Here is a 10,393-nt window from a genome sequence, read left to right as displayed (position 1 = left end):
GTAGACGGCCACGCTCGCGATCCCGGCGTCCCGGCAGGCCCGGGCCACGCGGACAGCGATTTCGCCACGGTTGGCGATGAGCACCTTGCGCACGATTGAGGCTCCCTCCTTGAAACAAGCCGAGTTTAGGGACTGCCGACACGCCACATCGACCCGTCCCCAGTGGTGAGCTTGCCCACACGGAGCGTGATTCCAGGCTCGCCCGTCTGCGAAATCCCATGTCGCGCCTAGGCGCGCAGGTCTCTCCCGGGAAACCCTAGCCCTCCGCTGTGGTCAAGGTCTCTGTCATCACGTGCTGCGGGCCACTCGGTTTCTTTGTGGAATCCCTACGAATGGCCCAATGATTCTTTGCCCTCGACCGAACCCTTGTCCCAGGGTTTACCCGTTAGTAGCGTTCGCGATGTCTCGTACGTACTTGGGGTAACAGAGCAGCTCGGAAGTAGGTGGGGACCGGTGGTGCGCAGGCCGGTGGCGTGGGTGGTGGCGGTCGTCCTCTTCGTCGAGGGGCTCGGCATCGCGGCCGTGCAGTGGTTCCTCGGGGTCGTCGTCGACCGGCAGGACATGTCGCTCGCGGGACTGGATCCGGACGTGATGTCGCTGTCCTCGAAGATCGGCGGGCTGGTCTTCGGTGCCTACTTCGCGCTGTGCGGGCTGGTCGCCCTGCTCGTGGCCGTGCGCGACCGCGCCCCGGCCGGCTTCGGGCGCATCCTGCTGATCAGCGCGGCCGTGGTGCACGGGTTGCTGGGCGCGTTCGCCTGGGGGCTGGTGGGCTGGACGGCGTTCCTGTTCATGGTCGTCGTGCTCGGCCTCATCGTGCTGGTGCTGATGACGTACGACGCCCAGGGCGCGCCCGAGGAGCCCGCCGACGCCGTCCCCGGTGACGGCAAGGGCGACGACGGCACCCCGGCGGGCGGCTCGCCCGTCACGCCTCCGCCGGCGCCCACAACTCCGTGATGCCGATGCCCAGCTGACTCAGCAGTCGCCGTACCAGCGGCAGGCTGATGCCGATCACATTGCCGTGGTCGCCGTCGATGCCGTCGATGAACGGGGCCGAGCGGCCGTCGAGGGTGAACGCCCCGGCGACGTAGAGGGGTTCGCCGGAGGCGACGTACGCGGCGATCTCGTCGTCGGTCGGCTCGCCGAAGCGGACCACCGTCGAGGCGGTGGCGGAGGTGTACCGGCCGGTGACGGTGTCGTAGACGCAGTGGCCGGTCTGCAGCGTGCCCGCGCGGCCGCGCATCGCCTTCCAGCGGGCCGTGGCCTCCTCGGCGTCCGCCGGCTTGCCCAGGGCCTGGCCGTCCAGTTCGAGGACCGAGTCGCAGCCGATCACGATCGCGCCCTTGACCTCCGGCTTCGCCGCCACGACGGAGGCCTTCGCCTCGGCCAGGGCCAGCGCCAGCTCGGCGGGGGTGGGTGCGGTGACGGCGTCCTCGTCGACGCCGCTCACGATGACCTCGGGGTCCAGACCGGCCTGCCGCAGCAGATTGAGCCGGGCGGGGGACTGGGAGGCGAGAACGAGTCGGCGGCGGGGCTGATCAGTCATGCGGTCAGCGTATCGGCGCGCCCGGCCGGGCTCATCTCAGTCCGAGCACGATCATCGTGAGCACCATGGCCAGCGCCATGAGAACGCCCAGCCGCCGCAACATCTCCTGCATGTCACGCAGTTCCTTGGGCGGCTCGTTCTCGGGGTCGGACCACAGCATGCCTTCCATCGTCGGTCGGGGAGCCGGGGCGGCACCTGAGTACGCGTACTCAACTTTTCTCCAAACGGTGCTAGCGTGCCATTAACTAATGGGTCTTCGGTTCCGTTTGGGGGATGAGTCATGTTCACCGCTTCCTGGATCGCGTCACCTCAGCAGCCCAGCGAGGGCTTCACGCCCAACTGGTCCCGCGAGGGCTTCTGGCGGCAGTCACTGCGGCAGGTCGTACGGCTGTCGGCGGGAGGCGGCCGGGTGCGGGTGCGGCTCTCCAACGCGTACGGCACCTCGCCCGTGCGCGTCGCGGCGGCGACCGTGGGGCGTACGGCGGCCGGGGCGGCCGTGGAGCCGGGGTCGCTCACGCGGCTCACCTTCGGGGGTGCGGGCGAGGCCGGGATACCGGCGCGCGGGGAGACGGTCAGCGACGACGTCCCCTTGGCCGTGGCCGCCGGGGAGTCGGTGACCGTGACCCTGTACTTCGACGCCGCGACCGGGCCCGCGACCTTCCACGCGCAGGCGTTCACGGCCGGCTACCGGGGCGAGGGCGACCTGTCGGCGGACGTGGGCGGCGCGGGCTTCGACGCGGCCACCGAGTCCTGGTACTTCCTGTCGGCCGTGGAGGTCGACGCCGGGCGCACGGACGCCGTCGCCCTCTTCGGCGACTCGATCACGGACGGGTTCGGTTCGACGCCGGGAGCGGACCGGCGCTGGTCCGACGCGCTCGCCGCGCGCACGGGGCGGCCGGTTCTCAACGCGGGGATCGGCGGGAACCTGCTGCTCAACGACTCGGCCTGGTACGGCGAGAAGGGCGTCCACCGGCTGCGCCGGGACGTCCTCGACCGGCCCGGCGTGCACACGCTCGTCGTCCTGCTCGGCCTCAACGACATCGGCTTCAGCGAGACGGACGAGCAGCCGACGTACAAACCGGCGCCGGTGGTGCAGGCGGAGGAACTCGTCGCCGGGCACCGGGAGTTGATACGGCAGGGCAGGGCGGCCGGGCTGAGGGTGGTCGGCTGCACGCTGCTGCCGTTCGGGGGCTCGGACCACTGGGGCGAGCATGCGGCCAAGGTGAGCCACGAGCTGAACGAGTGGATTCGCTGCTCGGGGGAGTACGACGCGGTGGCGGACCTCGACCGGGCGCTGGCCGATCCGGCGGACCCGGACCGGCTGCGGCCGGCGTACGACTTCGGCGATCACCTGCACCCGAATGACGCGGGGTACGAGGTGATGGCCGAAGTCCTGACGGCGAACCTCTGACCTAACCGGGCCAGTAGGTGCGCGCCCACGTCGCCGGGCCCGGCTGGGGCAGGCGGTGAGCCGCGATGCGGGACGGGTCCGACCACCCGTCCCGCGGCTTGGGTGCGCCGGGCGGCGTGGCTGCTGCCGCCGCGGCGCGGGCGCGGACCACCGCCAGTGCGGCGGCCAGCTCCTCCGGTGTCGGGTTGCCCCGCAGGACCTTGATGTTCATGGCGGCTCCCAGCAGGCCTAGAGGGGGATGTTGCCGTGCTTCTTCGGAGGCAGGGATTCCCGCTTCGTCCGCAGCTGACGCAGGCCCCGGACGACATGGCTGCGGGTGTCGGACGGCATGATCACCGCGTCGATGTAGCCGCGCTCGGCCGCGACATAGGGGTTGAGGAGGGCGTCCTCGTACTCCTGGATCAGCCGGGCGCGCACCGCCTCCAGATCCTCCCCGTTCGCCTCCGCCTCGGCGATGGTGCGCCGGTGCAGGATGTTGACCGCGCCCTGGGCGCCCATGACGGCGATCTGGGCGGTCGGCCAGGCGAGGTTGAGGTCGGCACCCAGGTGCTTGGAGCCCATGACGTCGTAGGCGCCGCCGAAGGCCTTGCGGGTGATGACGGTGATGAGCGGGACCGTCGCCTCCGCGTAGGCGTAGATCAGCTTGGCGCCGCGGCGGATGATGCCGGTGTGCTCCTGGTCCACGCCCGGCAGGAAGCCGGGGACGTCGACGAAGGTGAGGACCGGGACGTTGAAGGCGTCGCACGTACGGACGAAGCGCGCGGCCTTCTCGCTCGCGTCGATGTCGAGGCAGCCGGCGAACTGCATCGGCTGGTTGGCGACGACGCCCACCGGACGGCCCTCGACCCGCCCGAAGCCGGTGATGATGTTCGGCGCGAACAGCGGCTGCGTCTCGAAGAACTCGGCGTCGTCCAGGACGTGCTCGATCACCGCGTGCATGTCGTACGGCTGGTTCGCGCTGTCCGGCACGATCGTGTCCAGCTCGCGGTCCTCGTCGGTGACCGAGAGGTCCGCCTCCTCCGGGAACGCCGGGGCCTCGGAGAGGTTGTTGGACGGCAGGTACGACAGCAGCTGCTTGACGTACTCGATGGCGTCCTTCTCGTCGCCGGCCATGTGGTGCGCGACACCGGACGTCGAGTTGTGGGTCCGGGCGCCGCCCAGCTCCTCGAAGCCGACGTCCTCGCCGGTGACGGTCTTGATGACGTCAGGGCCGGTGATGAACATGTGCGAGGTCTGGTCGACCATGACCGTGAAGTCGGTGATGGCCGGGGAGTAGACCGCGCCGCCCGCGCACGGGCCGACGACGAGCGAGATCTGCGGGATGACACCGCTGGCGTGGGTGTTGCGGCGGAAGATCTCGCCGTACGCGCCCAGCGAGGCCACGCCCTCCTGGATGCGGGCGCCGCCGGAGTCGTTGATGCCGATGACCGGACAGCCGGTCTTCAGCGCGAAGTCCATGACCTTGACGATCTTCTGGCCGTAGACCTCGCCCAGGGCTCCGCCGAAGACGGTGAAGTCCTGCGAGAAGACGGCGACGGGGCGGCCGTCGACGGTGCCGTACCCGGTGACGACACCGTCGCCGTACGGGCGGTTCTTCTCCAGACCGAAGTTGGTGGAGCGGTGCCGCGCGAACTCGTCCAACTCCACGAAGGAGCCCTCGTCGAGGAGCAGCTCGATGCGCTCACGGGCCGTCAACTTGCCTTTGGCGTGCTGCTTCTCGACGGCACGTGCGGAGCCGGCGTGCGTCGCCTCGTCGATGCGCCGCTGAAGATCCGCGAGCTTGCCCGCGGTGGTGTGAATGTCGATCTCGTGACGCTCTTCCGGCTCGGACATCGGGATGTGGCTCCCTGCCTGCTCAAAAGGGGGGACGGTTACTCATCCGTAGAGTAGTGGTGGCCCTACGAAACAGCAGTGCGGCGTTTCACACACCTAGGGTGGCTTGCATGACGCCACGCGATGCATCAGACGACAGCCGTTGGTCCGACCTGGACCGTCCGCCGCTGAACGCCGCCGCACTGCGGCGGGGGCTCGTCCGGGAGGGCGGTCTGTGGCGCGACGTGGAGGTGGTGCAGCGCACCGGCTCCACCAACACCGACCTGGTGGACCTGGCGACCGAGGGCAAGGCGAGCGAGGGCGCGGTCCTCGTCGCCGAGGAGCAGACGGCCGGCAAGGGGCGTCTGGAACGGCAGTGGACGGCACCGGCCCGCTCCGGGCTGTTCTTCTCCGTGCTGCTGAACCCGGCCGAGGTGCCGGTGGCCCGCTGGGGGTGGCTGCCGCTGCTGACGGGCGTCGCCGTGGCGACGGGACTCTCCCGGGCCGCGGGTGTCGATACGGCACTCAAGTGGCCGAACGACCTGCTGGTGACCGTCGGCGGTCAGGAGCGCAAGGCCGGCGGGATCCTCGCGGAGCGGGCCGGGGACGCGGGGGTGGTCATCGGCGTCGGCGTCAACGTCACCCTGCGTGAGGACGAGCTGCCGGTGCCGCAGGCCGGGTCGCTGGCGCTGGCCGGGGCCGTGAGCACGGACCGGGATCCGCTGCTGCGGGGGGTGCTGCGGTCGCTGGAGGACTGGTACGGGCGGTGGCGGGCCGCGGTGGGGGACCCGGTGGTCAGTGAGCTGCAGGAGACGTATGCGGCGGGGTGCGCGACCTTGGGGAAGGTGGTGCGGGCCGAGCTGCCGGGGGAGCGGGCGGTGGTCGGGGAGGCCGTGGCGATCGACGGGGACGGGCGGTTGGTGCTGGCCACGGAGGACGGTGTGCAGGAGCCGGTGGGGGCGGGGGACATCGTGCACCTGCGGTTGGCGTGAGGGCCGGCTCGGCGGTCGGGTGCGGGCCGGTGAGGGCTGAGAGCGGGGAGGTTGCGCAACCGGCGGCCACCTGCGCGTGCTGCGTCGGCTGCGGTCTCTCGCGAGTGAGCTGGGGCACACCTGCCGTACAGTGAAGGCCGGTCGATTACTGACCGCGGCAGATCGGAAGGGCAGCAGGCGTGACCGTCGACGACACGGGCTCCGGCACGGGCGCGGACGGCCGGGTGGACCCCAACGCCGCCGACCCCGGCGAGGATCCGCTCGCGCTGCGCCTCGAACAGCTCATCCTCGGCGCCGAGCGGCGCTACACCCCGTTTCAGGCGGCCCGTAGCGCCGGTGTCTCCATGGAGCTGGCGTCCCGGTTCTGGCGGGCCATGGGGTTCGCCGACATCGGGCAGGCCAAGGCGCTGACCGAGGCCGACGTACTGGCGCTCCGGCGCCTCGCCGGTCTCGTCGAGGCGGGGCTGCTCAGCGAGGCCATGGCCGTACAGGTGGCCAGATCCACCGGGCAGACCACCGCCCGGCTGGCCGAATGGCAGATCGACTCGTTCCTGGAGGGGCTGACCGAGCCGCCCGAGCCGGGGATGACGCGGACCGAGGTGACGTACCCGATCATCGAGCTGCTCCTGCCCGAGCTGGAGGAGTTCCTCGTCTACGTCTGGCGCCGCCAGCTCGCCGCCTCGGCCGGCCGGGTCGTGCAGGCCGCCGACGACGAGGAGATGGTCGACCGCAGGCTGGCCGTCGGGTTCGCCGACCTCGTCGGGTTCACACGGCTGACCCGCCGCATGGAGGAAGAGGAACTCGGCGAACTCGTCGAGGCCTTCGAGACCACCGCCGCCGACCTCGTGGCCGCCCGCGGCGGTCGGCTGATCAAGACGCTCGGTGACGAGGTGCTGTACGCGGCGGACGACGCCGGCGTCGCCGCGGAGATCGCGCTGCGGCTCATCGAGACGATGGCCAACGACGAGACGATGCCCGAACTGCGCGTCGGCATCGCCTTCGGCACGGTGACCACTCGGATGGGCGATGTCTTCGGTACGACCGTGAACCTTGCCTCCCGGCTGACGTCGATAGCCCCGCGCGATGCCGTGCTCGTCGACAGCGCGTTCGCGGAGGAACTCATCCGAACGGGTGAAGCGCCCGCGTCGGAGGCGGAGGCCGCGGAGGCCGCTGCCGCTGCGGAGAAGGAGGGGGAGGAGCCGCCGGTGTATCGGTTTGCGTTGCAGCCGATGTGGCAGCGGCCGGTGCGAGGTTTGGGCGTCGTGGAGCCGTGGCTTTTGACTCGGAGGGCGTCGACGGGGGACTAGGCGCCGTTTTGTCGACGGTTGTGTGTCGGCTGCGGGTGCGTTGTGGCTGGTCGCGCAGTTCCCCGCGCCCCTTCAGGGGCGTTGCTGCGAGGGTTGTCGTCAGTCGTCCTTGGTCAGGGGGTCCACGCACAGGGCGATGACTGGGACGCAGACTGTGTTGTCTTCGGGCTGAGTCGGCTCGGGCGGCGGGGGGTTGGTGGCGGGTCGGCTGGGTGTCGGGGTCGGTGCGTGGCTGGTCGGGGCCGTTGGACCGTGTGTCGGGGTGGTGGGCACCGGGGTGTCGCCTGGCGTGGGGGCTGCCGCGCCGGGGCGTGGTGCAGCCGTGGTGTCCGTGGTCGGTACGACGATCGTGTCCGTCGTCGGTGTCGTGGCCAGGCCGCCCATGGCGTGGGTCGACGACGGGCTTGGTTTCGGGTGGGGCGTCGGGGGCGCGGGATCCGTGTCGGTGCCGAGGGCCGGGGTGGGGGCGGAGTCCGCTGCCTCGACGCCGGTGATGTCGGAGTCGGGTGTCAGGCGTGCCAGGCTCAGGGCGCCCGCGGCCAGGGCGAGACCGCCCGCGGCGAGGAGGACCTTGCGGGGGCGGGGGCGGCGGTGGCGGCCGCGAGGGCCGAAGAGGCGGGTGCTGCCGGGGGCCTGTGCCGTCCCTCCCGGCGACGATCCCTCCGCCGTACTGTCCATCACGTCCCCTCCCAGCACGCTCGCGCCCCCAATGCGCCGTGGTGTCGCGCACGTTATGCGCTGTCCTTGATGGTGCGGGGGGAGTTGCGCGGGATGTCACTCGAACGGGGTGTCGGGCCTGGACCCGGGAACCGCTCGCGGTGGGCCTTTCCCCGGAGGGGTACGGCTGCGATGATCGGGGCGAATGTTGTTAACCCGCGTTAACCGGAGGGTGTCATGAGTGAGGAGCGGTACGGGGAGTTCGTGGCCGTGCGGCGACACGGCGACGGGGGGCATGTCGCGGAGCTCGCTCTCGACCGGCCCAAGGCCATGAATGCCGTCTCGACCGAGATGGCCCGTTCGATCGCGGGGGCGTGCGCGGCGCTGGGCGAGGACAAGAGCGTGCGGGTGGTGGTGCTGACCTCGACGCATGAACGGGCGTTCTGTGTCGGGGCGGATCTGAAGGAGCGCAACTCCTTCAGTGACGCGGACCTGGTGCGCCAGCGGCCGGTGGCGCGGGGGGCGTACACGGGGGTGCTGGAGCTGCCCGTGCCGACGATCGCGGCGGTGCACGGCTTCGCGCTGGGCGGTGGCTTCGAGCTGGCCCTGTCCTGCGATGTGATCGTGGCCGACCGTACGGCTGTGGTGGGGCTGCCCGAGGTGTCGGTCGGGGTCATCCCGGGGGGTGGCGGCACCCAGTTGCTGCCGCGGCGAGTGGGGGCCGCCCGGGCGGCGGAGCTGATCTTCACGGCGCGCAGGGTCGAGGCCGCGGAAGCCCGGGAGCTGGGGTTGGTGGATGTGCTCGTGGAGGAGGGGTGGGACCGGGAGGAGGCGCTCGCCCTGGGGTCTCGGATGGCGGCGAACTCGCCGGTGGGGCTGCGCGCCGCCAAGCGGGCGCTGCGGGTGGGGCACGGGCTCGATCTGCGGGCCGGGCTGGAGGTCGAGGACGCGGCGTGGCGGGCGGTGGCGTTCTCGGGGGACCGGGCGGAGGGCGTGGCGGCGTTCAACGAGAAGCGGCGGCCGGAGTGGCCCGGGGAGTAGGGGCCCGAGGGGCACTGGATCGGGGGGGGTGGGGCGGGGACCCCTCCTGTGGACGGGAGGGGCGGGGTGCCCTTCCGTGGACGCGCCCGTCACTCCTAGCGGCCCCCCAATGTCCCAGTTCGCCCTAAACCTCCTAGCCTGGAGGGATGGGTGAGGACAGACGGCTCGCTGCCGTGGTGGCGTTGGCGCAGGGGATGTCGGCGGCGCACACCCCGCGTGAGTCCTGGCGGGCGGCGGCGTTCGGGGCGTGCCGGGCGCTGGCCGGGAGCTTTGCCGCGCTGTCGGTGTGGGAACGGGAGCTCGGGCGGTTGCGGGTGCTCGTCAATGTGGGGGATCGGGCTCGGGGCGAGGAGGAGTTTCCGGGCGACGAGACCTATCCGGTGCACCAGTTCCCGGAGATCACCGAGTTCCTGCACGAGCGGTGGGCGGCCGGCGGTGAGCCCAACGCCTGGGTGGAGACGGCCGACGGGCCGTCCGCCGGTCACCCCGGGTACTGCCATCAGCGGGTGGCCGCGCTGCGGCGCCGTGGGCGGGGGTGCTGTGTCGTCGCGCCGATCGTGCTGAACGGGCGGGCCTGGGGGGAGCTGTATGTCGCCCGGTCCGTCGGCGCGCCGGTCTTCGACCGGGGGGATGCCGACTTCGCCACCGTGCTGGCCTCCGTCGTGGCCGCCGGGATCGCGCAGAGTGAGCGGCTGGAGGAGGCCCGGCGGTTGGCGTTCACCGATGCGCTGACCGGGCTCGCCAATCGGCGTGCGGTCGATGTGCGGTTGGAGGAGGCGATCGAGTGGCACCGCAGCGAGGGGGGTGCGGTCAGCCTTGTCGTCTGTGACCTCAACGGGCTCAAGCGGGTCAATGACACGCAGGGGCATGCGGTCGGGGACCGGCTGCTCGAGCGGTTCGGGTCGGTGCTGTCGCTGTGTGGGGCCATGCTGCCGGGTGCTCTTGCCGCGCGGCTCGGTGGGGACGAGTTCTGTCTGCTGGCTGTCGGGTCGCCTGCGGATGACGTGGTCAAGGCCGCGGACGAACTCTGCCGTCACGCCGGGGAGTTGGAGCTGGGGGAGGGGGTGGCCTGCGGGGTGGCGTCCACGGAGGACGCCATCGGGCCTGTCCGTTCCGCCCGGCGGTTGTTCCGGCTCGCTGACGCGGCGCAGTACCAGGCCAAGGCCGTGCGGGCCGACAGGCCTGTCGTCGCGGGGCGGGAGGGGCCGGACGATCCGGTGGTACGCCTTGCCGATGCGGAGCCCTCCGGGGAGGAGGGGGTCGTGGAGCGGCGGCGGTTCCGGGGACGCCAGCCGTGACGCTGCGCTGCCCGGCGCCGGAGTTCCTCGCCCCCGCCGCCCCTACCCGTCCCATCCTCCAGGGGCGCTGCCCCTTCGACCCCGGTCCCTGGGGGCCTGGCCCCCAGACCCCCGCTTCGGCCCTGAAGGGGCCTCGTCCTCAAACGCCGGACGGGCTGAAAGACGCGGGCCGGTGTCGAGAGGTGGCCGCCCCTGCGGGTGGGTGGGGGATCGGGACGGCGCGGCCTCGTCCTCAAGCGCCGGACGGGCTGAAAGACGCGGGCCGGTGTCGAGAGGTGGCCGCCCCTGCGGGTGGGTGGGGGATCGGGACGGCGCGGCCTCGTCCTCAAGCG

At 71.7% G+C, this 10,393-nt stretch carries 12 protein-coding genes; 6 read left to right on the top strand and 6 right to left on the bottom strand.

Going from position 1 to position 10,393, the window contains the following annotated elements; all coding sequences use genetic code 11:
- The coding region (locus tag ACIBU0_RS44510) for a biotin carboxylase N-terminal domain-containing protein (RefSeq protein ID WP_280842533.1) at positions 1–93 on the bottom strand (93 nt) is incomplete at its 3' end.
- A 360-nt stretch (positions 94–453) separates the two neighbouring features.
- Between ACIBU0_RS44510 and ACIBU0_RS44505 the strand changes: the two genes are divergently transcribed.
- Positions 454–954: a hypothetical protein gene (locus ACIBU0_RS44505; RefSeq protein WP_398830663.1), complete on the top strand. Its 501-nt coding sequence runs from the start codon at positions 454–456 to the stop codon at positions 952–954.
- Here ACIBU0_RS44505 and ACIBU0_RS44500 read toward each other — a convergent pair.
- Together ACIBU0_RS44500 and mmpB are read right to left on the bottom strand one after the other, a co-directional pair.
- Complete coding sequence (locus ACIBU0_RS44500; protein ID WP_398830661.1) at positions 923–1,543, bottom strand: Maf family protein; 621 nt, start codon at positions 1,541–1,543, stop codon at positions 923–925. The genes ACIBU0_RS44505 and ACIBU0_RS44500 overlap by 32 nt on opposite strands.
- A 31-nt stretch (positions 1,544–1,574) precedes the next feature.
- A complete protein-coding gene (gene mmpB / locus ACIBU0_RS44495) occupies positions 1,575–1,703 on the bottom strand; it encodes a morphogenic membrane protein MmpB (protein ID WP_093747104.1) in 129 nt (42 codons plus the stop codon).
- Positions 1,704–1,823: 120 nt separating this feature from the next.
- Here mmpB and ACIBU0_RS44490 point away from each other — a divergent pair, with 120 nt between their 5' ends.
- On the top strand, positions 1,824–2,954 hold the full coding sequence (locus ACIBU0_RS44490; protein WP_398830658.1) for an SGNH/GDSL hydrolase family protein: 1,131 nt from the start codon (positions 1,824–1,826) through the stop codon (positions 2,952–2,954).
- Position 2,955: 1 nt separating this feature from the next.
- On the opposite strand, the gene ACIBU0_RS44485 is transcribed toward ACIBU0_RS44490, so the two are convergent.
- Entirely contained in the window at positions 2,956–3,165 is a 210-nt protein-coding gene (locus tag ACIBU0_RS44485; protein ID WP_272122283.1) for an acyl-CoA carboxylase epsilon subunit, read from the bottom strand.
- Between the two features lie 17 nt (positions 3,166–3,182).
- Positions 3,183–4,787 carry an acyl-CoA carboxylase subunit beta gene (locus ACIBU0_RS44480; RefSeq protein ID WP_398830656.1) on the bottom strand — a complete coding sequence of 535 codons (1,605 nt, stop codon included), beginning with the start codon at positions 4,785–4,787 and terminating at the stop codon, positions 3,183–3,185.
- 110 nt (positions 4,788–4,897) lie between these two features.
- Between ACIBU0_RS44480 and ACIBU0_RS44475 the strand changes: the two genes are divergently transcribed.
- Both ACIBU0_RS44475 and ACIBU0_RS44470 read left to right on the top strand, forming a co-directional pair.
- Positions 4,898–5,758, top strand: coding sequence for a biotin--[acetyl-CoA-carboxylase] ligase (locus ACIBU0_RS44475; protein WP_398830654.1), 861 nt, complete (start codon positions 4,898–4,900; stop codon positions 5,756–5,758).
- Between the two features lie 179 nt (positions 5,759–5,937).
- Positions 5,938–7,065 carry an adenylate/guanylate cyclase domain-containing protein gene (locus ACIBU0_RS44470; RefSeq protein ID WP_398830652.1) on the top strand — a complete coding sequence of 376 codons (1,128 nt, stop codon included), beginning with the start codon at positions 5,938–5,940 and terminating at the stop codon, positions 7,063–7,065.
- Between the two features lie 99 nt (positions 7,066–7,164).
- On the opposite strand, the gene ACIBU0_RS44465 is transcribed toward ACIBU0_RS44470, so the two are convergent.
- A complete protein-coding gene (locus ACIBU0_RS44465) occupies positions 7,165–7,743 on the bottom strand; it encodes a hypothetical protein (RefSeq protein WP_398830649.1) in 579 nt (192 codons plus the stop codon).
- 216 nt (positions 7,744–7,959) lie between these two features.
- Here ACIBU0_RS44465 and ACIBU0_RS44460 point away from each other — a divergent pair, with 216 nt between their 5' ends.
- Together ACIBU0_RS44460 and ACIBU0_RS44455 are read left to right on the top strand one after the other, a co-directional pair.
- Positions 7,960–8,763, top strand: coding sequence for an enoyl-CoA hydratase/isomerase family protein (locus ACIBU0_RS44460; RefSeq protein WP_398830647.1), 804 nt, complete (start codon positions 7,960–7,962; stop codon positions 8,761–8,763).
- A gap of 146 nt (positions 8,764–8,909) precedes the next feature.
- Complete coding sequence (locus ACIBU0_RS44455; protein WP_398830645.1) at positions 8,910–10,061, top strand: diguanylate cyclase domain-containing protein; 1,152 nt, start codon at positions 8,910–8,912, stop codon at positions 10,059–10,061.
- Positions 10,062–10,393 lie beyond the last annotated feature (332 nt).

Origin of the sequence: Streptomyces sp. NPDC049627 (assembly GCF_044465645.1) — a bacterium.
Taxonomy (GTDB): domain Bacteria; phylum Actinomycetota; class Actinomycetes; order Streptomycetales; family Streptomycetaceae; genus Streptomyces.
Note: the sequence above shows the minus strand (reverse complement) of the source record. Positions and strands in the feature narration are given on the sequence as shown.